This is a genomic window from Pseudonocardia kujensis (assembly GCF_021283305.1).
Classification (GTDB): Bacteria; Actinomycetota; Actinomycetes; order Mycobacteriales; family Pseudonocardiaceae; genus Pseudonocardia; species Pseudonocardia kujensis.
This window is the reverse complement of the sequence record NZ_JAJSOK010000003.1, coordinates 203,905-219,614: the sequence shown is the minus strand read 5'-3', so window position 1 is coordinate 219,614 and position 15,710 is coordinate 203,905. Positions and strand designations below refer to the sequence as shown.

Here is a 15,710-nt window from a genome sequence, read left to right as displayed (position 1 = left end):
GAACGGACCTCACCATGGACTGGTTCATCACTGGCGTTTCCCGCGGCCTCGGCCGAAGCCTCGCTCTTGCGGCGCTCGACAGGGGCCACACGGTTGTCGGAACGACTCGCTCCGGCACATCCGACATTGAAGATCCGAGCGGTAGGCTCCACGTCCTACCTCTGGACCTCGCCGATCCGGATCAACCGGCGATGGTGGCTCAGCGCGTCTTGGCGATGGACCGAGACATCGACGTCGTCGTCAACAACGCTGGCTACGGCCTGCTCGGACCGGTCGAGGAGGTCTCTGATGTAGAGGCCGGTCACCTATTCCGGGTCAACTTCTTTGGCGCATTCCAGGTGCTCCGGGAGATGCTGCCACATCTTCGGGCAAGAGGACGAGGTCACCTGATCAATGTGTCGTCCATCGCAGCACTCGACCCCCTCCCCGGATCCGGCGTCTATGCGGCCGCGAAGGCTGCATTGACGGCGATGTCCGAAGCCCTGGCGACAGAGCTCGCGCCCTTCAACATCACTGTCACCTCAGTGGAACCTGGGGCGTTCCGCACCCAGTTCCTCTCCGAGCACTCCGTGCGGTACACCACACGAGCGCTTACCCCCTACGAGCAGGCCAAGGCCGACAGCCGCGCGCACTTTGCCCGCAGGGCAGGCTGTCAGCCGGGCGACCCGGATCGCGCCGCGCGTCTGATTATCGACGCGATCACGGCCGGCGACCCGCCGGTGCACCTGGTTCTCGGCGCCGACGCCATGGACCGCACCCGTCGGCGCACGCAGGAATTGCTCTCCGAAATCGACCGGTGGTCTGAGAGGTCCGCAGCCACCGCTTTCCCGCAATAAGGCGCCAAAAGTGGAGACCACCCGCCCATCTTCGTGGCGTCCACGACTTGCTGGGCAGAGTCTCGCCTCCCTGCGCTGGCAACAACCCTAAAGGGACGGATCGACCAGGAGGTGGAGGTGCCGCTGGATGCCCCCGGCGGCGGGTAGTGCCGTCCCCGCCGTCGGGGGCTGTCCTGGGTGGCGTGCCGACGAGCGGCTGGCCGTTCGGTCAGGTCAGCTCTGCCGGAGAACTCTCGTGGCGTCCTCGTCGACCGAAATGCCTTCGGGGTCGTTGTCGGGGTCGCCGAGGACGACGACGCCGTAGTCGCGGGCCGCGCCCTCGACGGTGACGTAGCCGTCCCGGACGTCGCGCAGAACGCGTTCGGGGTCGCGCTCGAAGGCCTTGCCCCATCCGCCGCCGCCGTTGGTCAGGTAGCGGAACATTGCGCCGGCCTTGGTGTCCCACGACGGCTGGGAGGCGAAGTAGAAATACTTCCCGGCCGGGTCGAGCGCCTTGGTGATCGGGTCGAGCATACCGCCGACGGGGATGGTGTCCGCGTAGGCGTCATGGGAGTGCGGGATGAGCTGTCCGCGGCGGCGGATGTCGGTGACCTCGGGCGGAAAGATCCAGACCGCGCCGAGCTTGCCCGTACCGCCCCCGTTCGCACCGATCCCACTGGGGACCTTGGTGCGGAATGGCGAGCTGTACGCGGAGGCGTCAGTGAGCCAAAGGCTATCGCGGATAGTGGCCGCACCGCCCCGGTTGAACCCAGCACCAGCGGTGTCAGCTGCCGCCTCCTTGCGCAGTAGCACAACGGGTACGTCGTGCTCGATCGCCTCTGTGGCCGGATCGAGATTGTTGAGCATGAACAGCACTGTGTAGCTGTCGCCGTCTCCGTCGCTTGTCGCGCCCCAGGGCCCATGCTCGCCCCCGCACTGGGCTGCAGTCGCCCACGGGGTGCCATCAGACAAGACCCCGCTCGCGTTGTGGAGGTTGATCGACCCATAGTCGCCCGCGATCCCGCGCTCGCCCAGAATCGGGTTGAGCGCGTCGAACACCGCCGTCACCAAGATCGTTGTGGTCTCCCAAAACATCATGCTCGCCCCGTCGGGCGGCAGCGAGTTCAACAGCGCCCCGGGAGGGCAGGCCATGTCGATGTTGCGCCACGTGCCCGACGTGAACGGAGTGTCCGGATCAAGCAGCATGGTCATCGCCGCACCAACAGCCGTCTTCGCGTCGAGCATGCTCGCGTTGATTGATGTCCGCGCCTGTCGGGAGGTGCCTGAGAGCTCGGCCTCGACGTTCTCCCCTCGCTTGATCAAGGTGATCTTGATCAAGTACTCCTCGGAGTCATCCATGCCGTCGGCGTCGAAGAGCCCAGTGCCAACGTAGTCGCCGTCGGGGATACGCGCGATAGCGTCGCGCATCCGCTCGGCGGAGGTGTCGACGGCGTACTGCAGGGTGCCGAGGTAGGCGTCGGTGCCGTAGCGGTCGATGTTCTCGCTGATGAGCCGGGCGCCGAGGTGCAGCTGCTGGTAGATCGACTTGAAGTCCGGCAGCAGGATGTCGCCGAAGCGGGAGTTGTCGAAGATCAGACTGAAGGTCGAGCGGACCGGCTCGCCCTGGCGGTAGAGCAGGACCGGCGGGATGACCAGGCCGTTCTCGTAGATGTTGGCCTTGGTACCGGAGAATCCGCCGGGCACGGTACCGCCCATATCGAGCTGGTGGGCGCGGATGTTGACGAACGAGACGATCTTGTCGTCGCGGAACACCGGGTGGATGAACAGGACGTCGTTGACGTGGGTGCCGGTGCGGTAGGGGTCGTTGCAAATAAGAACGTCCCCGGGGCGGAGGTTCTCCGGCCCGTACTCGATGACGGTGTTGCGCACGGCGTCGCCCATGGTCCCGAGGAACACCACGAGGCTGTTGCTGACCACCGACATCGGGTAGTCCTGCTCGGGTGGGCCGCTGATGGTGCAGGCGAAGTCGTACCAGTCGCGGATGATGGGGGAGAAGGCCTCGCGCAGGAAGCCGGTCGACATGTGCTCGACGACGTAGTGCAGCCGGTTGGTGATCACCGAGGCGGTGAAGCGGTCGGTGCCGTAGCGCGCGGTGAACTCGTCGTCGCTCATGTCGCGCAGCGACACGGTGGGAAGATCGGTGGTGGTCATCGGTCGTTGCTCACTTCCTCGTGATGACGAGTTCGCCGTAGCCGCCGACGGTGGCGGTCTGGCCGGCGCCGATGTGGGTGGTGGACAGGCTTTCGTCGATGATCGCGGGGCCGGCGATGGTGTCGCCCGCGCGGAGCTGGGTGCGGTCGAAGACCGGAGCCTGCTGCTCGTGGTCGGTCAGGTAGCGCAGCACGGTGGTGCGTACTGGGGAGACTGGTCCGTCGGCGTCCGTGCGGGGCGGCACGACCGGGTACTCGACCTTGTCGGTGTCGAGGATCGCCCGCACACGGAAGGTCACGCCCTCGACCGGGAAGGCGTCGAAGCGGTTCCCGGTGCGCTGCTCGTAGGTGTCGTGGAAGTTGCCGATCATCGTGGCAAGCGCGGCGGTGTCCAGGGTGCCCTCGGGCACGGCGACGAAGGGGGTCTCCCAGCTCTGACCGACGAGCCGTCCGTCGAAGCTGCGCGCGAAGGTGACCTCGCGGCCGGGGGCGATGCGTGCCCGCAGCTGGTTCTCCATGTCGGTGAACAGCGCATCGACGTCCGCGGCGACCTCGTCGGAAAGCACCGTGTAGGCGCTGCGGTTGGCGGTGAACACCTGGTCTGTGGACAGCAGCCCGAGCGCGGAGAACAGCCCCGGGTACGGGGGCACGACGACCTGCTTGCACTTGATCAGGTCGAGGACGGCGGGCAGCAGCATCGGCCCGGCAGCGCCGTAGGCGACGAGGCTGTAGTCGCGAGGGTCGACGCCGTTCTTGATGGCGATGTTGAACACACCCTCGGCGATGTTGTTCACGCCCATCTCGTAGGCGTAACGCACGCGCTGGGCGAGGGTGAAGTCGCAGTCGAGGGCCTCGAACGCCGCCTTCGACTTCTCGACGTCGAGGCTGAACCGGCCGCCGGCGAAGTGGTCGCCGTCGAGGATGCCGGCCATCAGGCAGGTGTCGGTGGTGGTCGGCTGGGTGCCGCCGCGGCCGTAGCAGGCGGGCCCGGGGTCGGCACCGGCGCTGCCGGGCCCGACCTGGATCTCGCCGGCCTTGCCGATGGTGACGAGGCTGCCGCCGCCGGCGCCGATGCTGGAGATGTCGATCGCGAGGGAGTTGACGACCAGGTCGTGCTCGAGCTCGAAGGTGGTGTTGACGAACGGCTCGCCCTCGGTCACGACGCTGATGTCACAGGAGGTGCCGCCGACGTCCGCGCAGAGCAGGTTCCGCTCGCCGATGAGCTCGCCGAAGTGGGCACTGGCCACGGTGCCCGCGGCAGGGCCGGAGAACACGATCCGGAAGGGCTGTTCCATGGCCCGCTCGGCCGGAACTAGGGTCGCGGCGCAGTCGGCGTAGTTGAGCTGCCCGGTGAACCCGAGGTCGGCCAGGCCCTTGCCGAGCTGCTCGGAGTAGTCCGAGTAGATGATCTTCATGAAGGTGTCGATCACCGTGGTCGACGCCCGGGCGTACTCCTTGGCGAGCGGGGAGACCTCGCTGGAGATCGAGCAGGCGACCTCGCCGAGCTCCTCGCGGACCAGCTCCCGCAATCGCTCCTCGTGGGCGCGGTTGACGTAGGCGTTGAGCAGGCAGATCGCTACCCCGGTCACCCCACAACGGCGCAGCACGGCGAGCTGGGCGCGGGCCTGGTCTTCGTCGAGCTCGAACAGTACCTCGCCCGAGGCGAGGATCCGTTCGCGGATCCCGCGGCGCAGGTAGCGCGGGACCAGCGGGCGCGCGGCGTCACCGAAGCTGCGCCGCCACCGTGGGTCGAGGAGGGCTTCGGCCGGGCGCCAAGTGCGGCCCTGGTCGAGCATGTCCCGATGCCCGTCCGTGGTCAGGAATCCGATCTTGGGCAGGTTGCGGGTGATCACGGCGTTGAGCCCGTGGGTGCTCGCGTGGTTGAACACCGCGGAGCGGGCCACGTCGAGCTCCTCAGCGCCGACAAGGACCGGCTTGTAGGCCGTGGTCGGGTCGGTGGAGACCTTGGCGGTGCGGATTCGGCCGTTCTCCAGGGAGACGACATCGGTGAAGGTGCCGCCCACGTCAACTGCGATCATGATTCAGGCCCCTTAGTCAGATGGTGTCCGAGAGCAGCTGCAGCGAACCGAGAAGGTTCCACCGCTCGCGGCTCAACGAGTGCAGGCAGTGCTGGCACTTGACGACCTGGAACCAGCCGCCCTCGGAGTTCACCGGGTAGCGGCGCAGCTCCTGTGCGCCACACTTCGGGCACGAGCCCTCGACGGACTCCTTGACCAGTGAGACGGTCGGCTCCTGCGGCCGTGGGAACGGGGGCATGCACAACTCCTTCGTCGGCAACGATGGTGACGATCCGGACTAGGTTCCGACCGGTTGGAATGTCGATGACCTTAGCGCCTTGCAGCGTTAGCGCAAGAGCTGTGTCCGATCCGGCTCCGCCCCGGTGCGGTCCCCCGCCTGACCGGATACTCCTGATCGGATACTGCGGGGCGCGCTGGTCAATCAAGTCGGGAGATCTCCCGAAGGGTCGTGCGGTAGGCGTGGCCGAGGGCGTAGCGGTCGAGCAGCGCGGTGGCGATGCGACACCCGGCCGCCCGCCAGCTCGCTACCGCTGCGGCGCTGGCGTGCGCGTGGTCTTCAAGCGTTACGGCGACGCAGTCGAGCCCGGCGCGGTGAGCGGCTTTGATGGTCTGCTCGAGCGCGCCGCGTACGGCCGGATGGCAGTGGTCCCCCTCGTACCCCATGGCGACGGCGAGGTCAAAGGGACCGAGGACCAGCGCGGTCGCCCCGGCCGCGGCGGAGGCGGCGGCCAGAAGGTCGATGTCGGCGATAGCGTCGGGGTGTTCGATCAACAGCCAGACGTGGGTGGCGTCGGCGTGCTGTCGTGCCCGGTCCCAGGGCAACAGGCCGTGGTCGAAGCCGGGTACGCAGGGGCAGGCCCCGCGCTCCCCGCGGGGGGCGTAGTGGGCTGCGGCGGCGCCACGGGCTGCGGCCTGCGCGGAGTGGATGCCGGGTATCAGCACGCCTCGGGTGCCCACGTCGAGCACTCGGGCGATCATCGTCGGGTCGGTGGACGGGACGCGCACGATCGCGTCGGCGCCGCGGCCCTGGACCGCGCGTACGGCATGTGCGGCGTCTGGCAGATCGAGGGTGCCGTGCTCCATGTCGATGATGACGAAGTCGAAGCCGGCCGCGGCGGCGAGCTCCCCGGTTTCCGGGGAGTTCATCTGTACCCAGGTCCCCACGGCGTGGCCGCGCTCGTCGAGCGCTGCGCTGAGCGTGGAGGGAGGGCGGGGCCGGACGAACCCGGCGTCGCACGGCGACCCGGTGCCGTCTTCGCTCGGGCCCGACCGTTCCTGCCGATCGGGGAGCGGGCTTGTGCTCATACAGTTCCCCGTGAGGATCGGGTCCAGCGCCGCAGCGTCTCCTCGACGGGGCTGGGGTGCTGTGGGGGCGCGGGCGTCGCGGCTGCGCTGCGGGAGAAGCGGGGCGCGGGGGCGGGCTGGGTGACGCCGTGTAGATCGAGGAAGGTCCCGCGGGCCCGGGCATGGGGATGCTGGGCCGCTTCGGCGAAGGAGAGCACGGGGGTCACGCAGGCGTCGAGCTCAGCAAACACTGCCGCCCAATCGTCGCGCGAGCGCGAAGCGAACTCGCGGGCGAAGCGGTCGGTCAGGGTGGGCCAGCCGGTGCAGTCGTTTTGGTCGGGCAGCTCTTCGCCGAGCAGGCCGAGTCCTTTGAGCAGCTCGGCGTAAAACTGGGGCTCGATTGCGCCGACCGCGACGTAGCCGCCGTCGGCGCAGCGGTAGCTGCGGTAGAACGGGGCACCCCCGTCGAGCAGGTTCTGGCCCCGCTCGTCGCTCCAGCTCCCGATCCCGCGCCAGGCCCAGATCGACTGCATCAGCAGCGCGGACCCGTCGAGCATGGCGGCGTCGATGACCTGTCCGCGCCCGGAGCGCTCCCGTTCCCACAGGGCGGCCAGCACCCCGGTGAGCAGCAGCATCGAGCCGCCGCCGAAGTCTCCGACCAGGTTCAGCGGAGCTGCCGGGGGGCCGTCGTGCGGGCCCATAGCGTGCAGGGTGCCGTTGAGGGCGATGTAGTTGATGTCGTGGCCGGCCGCGGCGGCCAGCGGACCGTCCTGGCCCCAGCCGGTCATCCGCCCATAGATCAGCCGCGGGTTGTGTACGGTCAGCTCGTCGGGGCCGAGCCCGAGACGTTCGGCGACGCCGGGACGGAACCCCTCGAGGAGGACGTCAGCGTGGGCCACGAGCTTGCGGACGCTGTCGCAATCGGCCGGGTTCTTCAGGTCCAAGGCGTGGTTGCGGCGGCTGCGCAGCAAATGGTCACGGGTCGGGTCGGTCAGCTGGAAGCCGTCCGGTCGCTGGATGCGCACGACGTCGGCACCGAGATCACCGAGCACCATGGCTGCATGCGGCACGGGCCCGATACCGCCGAGCTCGACCACCCTCAACCCGGCCAGGGGGCCCTGCCGAGAGCTCTGCCGGGGGGTCATGCGGGCTCCGTGTTGCGCACGTCCGCTGCAGCAGCGGCCTTGTCGAGGGTCTGGTCCGCGGGGCCGGTCGTAGGGACGTCTATGGTCGGGGCGCCGTCGTCGAGTTGGCTTCGAGCCGTCTCAGACATGACGACGACCGAGACGAACGAGGCTACGGCGGTAAGGACCACCCAGCCGGCAACGGGCACGAAGCTGCGCCACTGCGCGTAGAGGGCCGTCGCGATCAGCGGGGTCAGCGCGCCGCCGACGAGGGTTCCGATCTGGTAACCCAGAGACGCTCCCGAGTAGCGCACCCGTGCGGTGAACAGCTCGGCGAACAGTGCGGCCTGGGGTCCGTAGACCAGCGCGACCAAGACCTCGCCCACAGCGATCGCGGCGATCACGCCAGCGGGGTTGCTGCTGCCGAGCAGCAGGAACGCCGGCCACACCCACACCGCGAGAGCGGCAGCGCCGACCAGGTAGACGGTGCGCCGGCCGACGCGGTCGGACAGAGCGCCGCACAGCGGGATCGCGACGAACTGCAGGGCGGCGCCGATCAGCACTCCGTTTAGCAGCAGGGCGCGCGGCAGCTTGAGCACGGTGGTGCCGTAGGAGAGGAAGTAGGTGCCGAACAAGTAGAAGCTGGTGCCGATCACCACGATGGAGCCGGTGCCGAGCAGCACGGTGCGCCAGTTGTGCGCCAGCACGTCCAGGACCGGGGAGCGGGACTGCTTGCCCTCGTCCTGGACCTTCTTCATCGGCGCGGTCTCTTCGAGGGTGAACTGGGCGTAGAAGGCGATGCCGACCAGGACGACGCTGAACAGGAACGGCAGCCGCCAGCCCCAGGACCCGAACGCCTCCTCGCTCATGACGGCCCCGACGAGGAGAAACACGCCGGTGGACAGAAACAGCCCGGCGGACACGCCGATCTGCGCGAAGCTGCCATAGAGGCCGCGCTTGTCCGGCGGGGCGTTCTCGGTGGCGATGAGTGCGCCGCCCGCCCACTGGCCACCCACGGCGATGCCCTGCAGCAGCCGCAGCACCACCAAGGTGATCGGGGCGGCGACGCCGATGGTGTCGTAGCTGGGCAGCACGCCGATGAGGGTCGTTGAGATCCCCATCATGAACAGCGTGGTGACCAGGGCGGGCTTGCGTCCGATCTTGTCACCGACGTGCCCGAAGATCGCGCCACCGACGGGGCGGGCGGCGAACCCGACGGCGAAAGTGGTGAACGCCAGCAGCGTGCCCACCAGCGGGTCACTGGCCGGAAAGAACAGCTTGTTGAACACCAACGCGGCCGCGGTGCCGTAGATGAAGAAGTCGTACCAGTCGATCGCCGAGCCGGTGCCGGCGACGAGCAGGATCTTCCGCAGGGACATGGGTCTCGGGTCTCCAGGTGGGTGATCGTCGCTGATCGTGCGTGCGGTCTGGCCGCGCGGGCCAGCGCCGGGTTACCGCCCGCCGACGGACGTGGGGCGGCAGCGCACTTGGGCGTAGACAAGACGCTGGTGGTGGTTTCCCCGCCGGGCACATCCGCGCGCCAGCGTCGGTCGGGTCGCGGGCTCCCGTCCTGATGGTTCGTGCCTATCCCGAACTCGCGGCGCCGAGTTTGTGGTGGTCCCAGGTGCGGTAGCGGGTCGGGTGCAGGACCAGCCCGATCCGGCGGCGACCGGTCGCTCGTAGCTGCGCGGCTTTGCCGTCGGCAGTGTCGGCGGTGAGCATGGCCGACCCGTACCGGTCGGCGAGCGCAGCGCCGATCGCGAGCACCTCGTCCGCGTCGTCGACGATCTTCACGTCGCAGTCGGCGGATATCCCACGCAGCGTCTCGTAGGTCGTCCCGCTCTCGACGAGGACGCTCGCGCGGCCGTGGCGCCTGGCGGAGACGGCCTTCTGGCTGCGAGCATGGGTCCACAGGAGCAGGTCGGATCCACGTCGGACAAACCACATCGCGGTCAGGTGGGGCACCTCGGGGCCCGGGACCCCAAGAATGACGGTCTTCTCCGTGTCGAGAAAGGCCGCGATCTCGGCGGGGGTCATCATGATTCCGTCACGGCGCGACACGGCCGCCTCCTTGATTGTTAGATGGTCCATCGCCACGTTCCCTGCCGGGCCTCGGCGGTGTAGGCGTCTCCCCGACAAAGTGCAGGTTCGCGCGCTGACCAGCGGAGCGGTCATGTTCATGCTGCCCGGGCCCGGACCGGCGTGGCGTGAAAGTCGGCGAGGTCCGGGTCGTGGGTCATGGCCCAGTAGTCGACGACCCGGTAGGGGGAGTTGGTGACGACACGACCACGGGAGTTGCGGTAATAAGTTGTCATGCCCGGGTGACTCCACACCATCCGTTGGTGGCGGGTGTCGACCTCGGCCACCCAACGCTGCAGCGCCTCGGGCCGGCACTCGAGTGCGCCGATGCCATCGCGGGCCATGGTCGTGATGAGGTCGACGATGTAGCGGCCCTGGGCCTCAGCCACGAAGATGAAGCTGCCGCCGGCGCCGGAGTTGGTGTTCGGACCGTACATCAGGAACAGGTTCGGGAAGCCCGGCACCGTGATGCCCAGGTGCGCGGCGGCGTCGTCCTCGCCCCAGACCTCGCGCAAGCACTGCTCGCCGCGGCCGCGGACCTCGATGCCAGGCAGGTAACGCTGGGCGTCGAAGCCCGTGGAGAGCACGACGACGTCGGCGTCGTAGTGCTCGCCCGCATCGGTCACCACCCCGGTCTCGGTGATCCGGGCGACGCCGTCGGTGACCAGCTCGACGTCGTCCCGACGCAGCGCGGCGAACCAGCCGTTGTCCAGAAGCATCCGCTTGCCGAAAGGCGGGTAGTCCGGCAGGCACTTCTCCACCAGGTCGGGCCGGCCGTCGAGCTGCTCCTGCAGATAGCGGGTGAAGAAGCGCCGGTGGCCGTCGTTGACGGCGTTGAGCGAGCGCTCCGGGTGCTCCCAGTTCTCGTCGATCTGCAGCGCGGCGTGCACCCGGTCGTTGAACACCCAGGCCAGCCGGAACCGGTACCAGGCGTGGTAGTAGGGCACGTGCTCCATCAGCCAGTGCACGTCCTCGTCGACCGTCTTGAAGTACTCCGCGTTCGGGGCGATCCACTGCGGGGAGCGCTGGAACACGGCCAGGTGGGCGGTGCGCTCGGCGATCGCCGGCACGACCTGCATGGCGCTGGCGCCGGTGCCGACGACGGCGACCCGCTTGCCGGTGACGTCCAAGTCGGCGGGCCACTGCGCGGTGTGGAAGATCGGTCCCGCGAAGGAGCCCATGCCCGGCAGGTTGGGGATCTTGGGGGTGTTGAACAGCCCGACGGCGCTGATCACGGCCGAGGCGCTCCAGGACCGCGAGCCCGCCGCGACCGTCCAGCGCTGCAGGTGCTCGTCCCAGGTCGCGGAGTCGACCGACACCCCGAACTCGATGTGCCGGCGCAGGTCGAAGTGATCGGCCATCTCGGCGGTGTAGGCGGCCATCTCGTCGCGCTTGCCGAAGTGGGTGGACCAGTTCCGCGGGAAGAACGAAAACGAGTAAAGGTAGCTGGGGGTGTCGACCCCGGCCCCGGGATAGGTGTTGGTCAGCCACACACCCCCGACCTCATTATTGCGTTCGAGGATGGTGAAGGGCACGCCGGCTTGTTGCAGGCGCAGGCCGGCGATGAGCCCGGAGATCCCGGCGCCGATGATGACGACGGAGAGATCGCGCTCGGCGATCACGGCTGGCGCCACAGCGGCGGGTCCGGGGTCGGGTTCGAAGCCCATCTCCTCGCGCATGAGCTGCTCGTACTCGTCGGGTACCGCCTCGCCCATGGCGGTGGAGAGCATCCGCCGCAGCAAGTCCCGTTCGGGGTTGGGCACGGCGGGCTCCGCCCCGCGGGACCAGTGCGTGATCGCCTCGACCGCGGCGGCGCGCAGCTCGGTGGCCGCGGCCGCGTCCAACCCACCGGAGTCATTGGGCCCGAGCCCGCTGCTGCGCACCGGCCGGTACGGCGCGTCGAGCCAGCGGTGGTCACCAGTCAGCTGGAAGGTGACCATGGCCAGTGTCGGCAGATTGGCAGCGTGCACGGCCTGCCGCAGCCGGTGCTCGTCGAGCGGACGTCGGGGGGTGGACATCAGGTGCACGTCATTCCTCCGGGGCGAGCGAGCGGCTCGCGGTGGTTGCCGCGTCGGGCGCGGACGGCGATCGTCGGGTCGCGGAGCAGCGCCACGGGGAGGCGCCGTTCCCGTGTAGGTCTTGGCGGGTCAGGCCGTTCTGGTCGGCCCGGTGCGGGTCATCCGCCACCCGGCGGAGGTGCTGTCCCACGTGTTCGGGCCGACCCCGGCAGTGCGCAGCTTGTACTTCTCGACCTTGTCGGTCGGAGTGCGCGGTAGCTCGTGGACGATGTCGATGAAGCGCGGGACCATGTGGTAGGGCATCGACTCGGCGTAGTGCAGGAACAAGTCCTCCGGGGTCACCGCGGCGCCGTCCCGGAGCACGACCACCACCCGGACTTCTTCCTCGCCGAGTTCGGAGGGTGCCCCCACCGCGGCGGACTCGGCGACGGCGGGGTGGCTGTTGACCAGGCGTTCGACTTCGTAGGAGGAGATGTTCTCGCCGCGGCGGCGGATGGAGTCCTTGATCCGATCCTTGAACCACAGCGCTCCGGTCTCGTCCCGCACGGCCCGGTCGCCGGTGTGGAACCGACCGCCTCGCCACGCCTCCGCGGTCGCCTCCGGCATGCCGTCGTAGCCGGCCGACAGAAGCAGCGGGTCCGGGGAGCTCACCACCACCTCGCCGGAGACCCCGTCGGGGACCTCATGGCCCTCGTCGTCCACGATCCGCACATCGAAGATCGGATTCGGCCGGCCACATGCTCCCGGCAGCGACTCCTCCAGCGAGGAGTTCACGATGAGGTTGGTCTCGGTCGACCCGTAGGCCTCTACGATCTTGAGTCCGAAGCGCTTCTCGAAGTCGTGGTAGATCTCCGCCGGCGCGGGCACCGCGTACACCACGCGGACGGGGTTGTCCGCGTCGTCCTCGCGCGGTGCACAGCCGCTGAGCATGTGGCACACACCGCCGATCGCGACGAAGACAGTGATACCGAACTCACGCGTCTCGTCCCAGAACCGCTCGATCGACAGCCGCGACCGCAGCACCATCCGGGCTCCGGTGAGCAGACAGCCGAGCGTGGCGAACTTGCCCGAGATGTGGAAGAACGGGGAGTAGTTCAGCAGCACGTCGTCGGGGCCCAGGCCGGTGATCTCGGCGAAGAAGTGCCCGAAGGCGACCTGCTGGTGGTGGCTGAGCAGCACACCCTTGGACGGCCCGGTGGTGCCCGAGGTATACAGCACGCAGGCGATGTCCCCGGGCGCGGGACCATCCCCCCACGCGGGGGCCTCGTCGGTTGCGAGGTGAGCGTCGTCGGGCGTACCCAATAGGTCGGAGTACGTTCCCGGGAAGCTCAGCACCCCCGTCAGTGAAGGGACGTCGCCGCGCACGGCCTCGACGGCGTCGAGCAGCGCACCCCGGTCGACGATCGCCAGCGACACCTTCGCCTTATCCAACTGGTAGCGGAGCAGCTCGCCGCGGTAGGCGGTGTTGATCGGCACCTCGACCGCGCCGATCTTCGCCAACGCCAGCCATCCGTAGAGGTACTCCGGGCTAGTCGCCATCAACAGGGCGACCCGGGTGCCCGGGCCGACGCCGGCGGCGTGCAGGTTCCGCGCGAGCAAGTCGACCTGCGCGTCGACCTCGCGGACGGTGTACGCGCGCCGCTCGAAGAGGAACAGCACCTCGTCCGGACGAGCCGCCGCGGCCCGCTCCAGCACCCGGCCCACCGTCCGCTCCTCGAACGGCACCGCGGCCAGCCAGCCGGACGTGATGCCCGATCCGGGAGTTGCACCGTCCATCGTCACCGTCATCCGGGTCTCCTCACAGCGGTATCGTCGCCTATGACAATCCGACCAGTTGGAATGTAATCCGTGGTTTGCGATGAGGCAAGGGTTGGGTCTGTCTGCTCGGCGCCGGTGTTCCTGATGGCGCCCTCCGGTCGCAACGACGTCGTGCCAGGGCTGTGTTGGGGACCGGCGACGAGCCCATGACCTCGCCGAGGTCTGACCGAACCGTGCCTTCGCAACTCCCTACTCAGGGCGTGAGCGTGGAATGAGCGACCTGTGTGTGTTCCAGAGCGCGCTGCCGGCAGGCGCTGGCCGCGTCCTGATCTCCGAGATGTTCGTGCGCGGCCGCCGAGAGTGCCGCATGTCCGGCGTCGAGCAGGGCTGCTGCCGCCAGAACATCGGCGCTGGTCCCAGCTTGCAGCATCGCGGTCACGTGTGCCCGCGAGCGGCTCAATGACCAGATGCTCCACAGCTCACCGGTCGCGGCGTCGGGCCCGATCTGGGCGGTCGCGAATGCCGCCGCGTCGAGCTCGCCTACCGAATCGTGCTGGCCGCGGCCGGCCAGGGCCGCAGCATGCCCCATGGCGATCGTCTCGACCACGCCCAGGACGGCGCCGGCCAGCCGCAACCGGTGCACGTGATCGGCACCCTCCGGCAGTGGCACTCCAAGCTGAGCGGCGACAGCCGCGAGGGGGTCCGGGCATCCCATAGTGCTCAGTAACCCTTCCCCGCGGTCCATCCGCCGTCGACGAACAGGGTCGTCCCGTTGACGTAGTCGGAGTCGGTGCCACTGAGAAACACGACCGGCCGAGCGATCTCCTCCGGCTGTGCCCAGCGCTCCATCGGGGCGTTCGCGCGAATAGACGCCCTCATCTGCTCGGACCGGAAGTAGGCCCTGGTCATGGGGGTCTCCACGACACCGGGCGCCACCGCGTTGCACCAGATGCCACGCGCGCCGTACTCGAGCGTGATCGTTTTCGTCAGCATGATCAGCCCGGCTTTCGCCGCGCAGTACGCGGCGCGATCCTGGAAGGCGAGCTGCCCGGCCATCGACGCGATGTTGATGATCTTGCCGCGCCCCTGCTCCAGCATGCCCGGGATCGCGGCCCTGGCCAGGACGAAGGGGGCTGTGAGGTCGATGTCGAGGGTCTTGCGCCACTCCGCCGGCGAGAGCTCGAGCAGTGGGGCGATCGGGCGCACACCAGCGTTGTTGACCACGACGTCCAGACCGCCGAAGTGTCGGCGGACCCGGTCGGGCAGCGCGGTGGTCTGCTCGTCGTCGGCTAGGTCGACGTCGAAGGCGGCGGCGTCGGCGCCCGGCCCGAGGCCGTCTACGGTCTCATCGAGGGCAGTCTTGTCCAGGTCGGCGAGGGCCAGGCGCGCTCCTGTGTCTCGCAGGGCAGCGCAGATGGCCTGACCGATGCCGCCCACAGCCCCGGTTACGAGGGCAACTTTTCCGTTCAGAGTGGTCATCGTTGTCCGCTCCATTCCATCCGGTCGGAATGCAATAGTTACCGCACTTCCCCTTCGACCGCCAGAGGGGAGTGCCGATCAGCTCGACAGGACGGCGGATGCGACCTGTGTCACGCCGACGCTCTGCAAGGTCATCGTGGCGAACTGCTTGGCGATCTCTGTCGGGGTGCGCTGGCCTTCGGGGCGGTACCACTGATACGACCACACCCACATGCCGAGCAGCCCCAACGCCGTGACAGTCGGATCGAGGTCCCGGTCGAACTCTCCACTGTCGATACCGCGTCGCACCGTGTCCTCGAACAGCGAGGTCGACCGCCGACGCTTCTCCAGGATCGCCGCCCGCACCTCGCCGGTGAGGACATGTAGCTCGCGGAAGAACACCATCACGTGCTTCTGGTAGGTGATGCAGATCATCGTGGTGTCGAACGCCATCCTCGCCAGTTGCTCGGTCGGCGAGTCGTGGCTGGCCAGCGCCCGTTCCTGCGCCTCGAGAGCTCGGTCGATGAACTCGTCGTGGATCAGGTGCAGCACGTCGTCCTTAGTGGCGAAGTGGTGATAGAACGCGCCCTTCGTCACGCCGGCCCGCTGCACCACCTCCTGCATCGACGCACGGCTGAAGCCCTTCTCCGCGAAGAGGTCCAGCGCAGCCTCGACCAGGAGACGCCGGGTCTCCTCCGGGGCGTAGCTCCGTTGAGGCGGCTTGCGCGGCACAACGCACTCCTAGGGGTCAGATGGTCAGCCTCCCTCAGGCCTTCCGACCAGATGGTATCTGGTCCCTGCGACGGGATGCCGACTTGCGGGGTCCCCGGCACCGGTGTCCTACTGGACCGCGCGGCGGCCAGGCCACGCAAGAATCAGTCCTAGGCGCCGCCGCCGAGCCTGCGCTCCCCGCCGGAGACCGCTGCCGGGGCACACCTACAGATCACGCGGTGGCCGCCCTACA

Annotated in this window: 13 protein-coding genes; 1 reads left to right on the top strand and 12 read right to left on the bottom strand. The window is 68.6% G+C overall.

Going from position 1 to position 15,710, the window contains the following annotated elements; genetic code table 11:
* Window positions 1-14 precede the first annotated feature (14 nt).
* Entirely contained in the window at window positions 15-836 is an 822-nt protein-coding gene (locus tag LWC35_RS04050; RefSeq protein ID WP_232868514.1) for an SDR family NAD(P)-dependent oxidoreductase, read from the top strand.
* Between the two features lie 213 nt (window positions 837-1,049).
* Here the strand turns inward: LWC35_RS04050 and LWC35_RS04045 are convergent, their stop codons facing one another.
* The 12 genes from LWC35_RS04045 to LWC35_RS03990 form a co-directional block, all read right to left on the bottom strand.
* The gene (locus LWC35_RS04045) at window positions 1,050-2,987 is read right to left on the bottom strand and encodes a hydantoinase B/oxoprolinase family protein (protein WP_232868513.1); all 1,938 of its coding nucleotides are present in this window, start codon (window positions 2,985-2,987) and stop codon (window positions 1,050-1,052) included.
* A gap of 10 nt (window positions 2,988-2,997) precedes the next feature.
* Entirely contained in the window at window positions 2,998-5,025 is a 2,028-nt protein-coding gene (locus LWC35_RS04040; RefSeq protein WP_232868512.1) for a hydantoinase/oxoprolinase family protein, read from the bottom strand.
* Between the two features lie 16 nt (window positions 5,026-5,041).
* Window positions 5,042-5,263 (bottom strand): hypothetical protein, encoded by a 222-nt coding sequence (locus LWC35_RS04035; protein ID WP_232868511.1) that lies wholly within the window; start codon window positions 5,261-5,263, stop codon window positions 5,042-5,044.
* 179 nt (window positions 5,264-5,442) lie between these two features.
* Window positions 5,443-6,330, bottom strand: a complete 888-nt coding sequence (locus tag LWC35_RS04030) for an HpcH/HpaI aldolase family protein (RefSeq protein ID WP_269803524.1) — start codon at window positions 6,328-6,330, stop codon at window positions 5,443-5,445.
* Window positions 6,327-7,454: a CaiB/BaiF CoA transferase family protein gene (locus tag LWC35_RS04025; protein WP_232868509.1), complete on the bottom strand. Its 1,128-nt coding sequence runs from the start codon at window positions 7,452-7,454 to the stop codon at window positions 6,327-6,329. The genes LWC35_RS04030 and LWC35_RS04025 overlap by 4 nt, the downstream gene beginning before the upstream one ends.
* Window positions 7,451-8,812, bottom strand: a complete 1,362-nt coding sequence (locus LWC35_RS04020; protein WP_232868508.1) for an MFS transporter — start codon at window positions 8,810-8,812, stop codon at window positions 7,451-7,453. Before LWC35_RS04020 ends, LWC35_RS04025 begins: the two co-directional genes overlap by 4 nt.
* A gap of 205 nt (window positions 8,813-9,017) precedes the next feature.
* Window positions 9,018-9,494: a pyridoxamine 5'-phosphate oxidase family protein gene (locus LWC35_RS04015; RefSeq protein WP_232868507.1), complete on the bottom strand. Its 477-nt coding sequence runs from the start codon at window positions 9,492-9,494 to the stop codon at window positions 9,018-9,020.
* A 116-nt stretch (window positions 9,495-9,610) separates the two neighbouring features.
* The gene (locus LWC35_RS04010; RefSeq protein ID WP_232868506.1) at window positions 9,611-11,530 is read right to left on the bottom strand and encodes a flavin-containing monooxygenase; all 1,920 of its coding nucleotides are present in this window, start codon (window positions 11,528-11,530) and stop codon (window positions 9,611-9,613) included.
* Window positions 11,531-11,659: 129 nt separating this feature from the next.
* A complete protein-coding gene (locus tag LWC35_RS04005) occupies window positions 11,660-13,318 on the bottom strand; it encodes an AMP-binding protein (RefSeq protein WP_232868505.1) in 1,659 nt (552 codons plus the stop codon).
* A gap of 223 nt (window positions 13,319-13,541) precedes the next feature.
* Window positions 13,542-13,895 (bottom strand): hypothetical protein, encoded by a 354-nt coding sequence (locus tag LWC35_RS04000; protein ID WP_232868504.1) that lies wholly within the window; start codon window positions 13,893-13,895, stop codon window positions 13,542-13,544.
* A 113-nt stretch (window positions 13,896-14,008) separates the two neighbouring features.
* Window positions 14,009-14,767: an SDR family NAD(P)-dependent oxidoreductase gene (locus LWC35_RS03995; RefSeq protein WP_232868503.1), complete on the bottom strand. Its 759-nt coding sequence runs from the start codon at window positions 14,765-14,767 to the stop codon at window positions 14,009-14,011.
* 78 nt (window positions 14,768-14,845) lie between these two features.
* Entirely contained in the window at window positions 14,846-15,478 is a 633-nt protein-coding gene (locus tag LWC35_RS03990; RefSeq protein ID WP_232868502.1) for a TetR/AcrR family transcriptional regulator, read from the bottom strand.
* Window positions 15,479-15,710 lie beyond the last annotated feature (232 nt).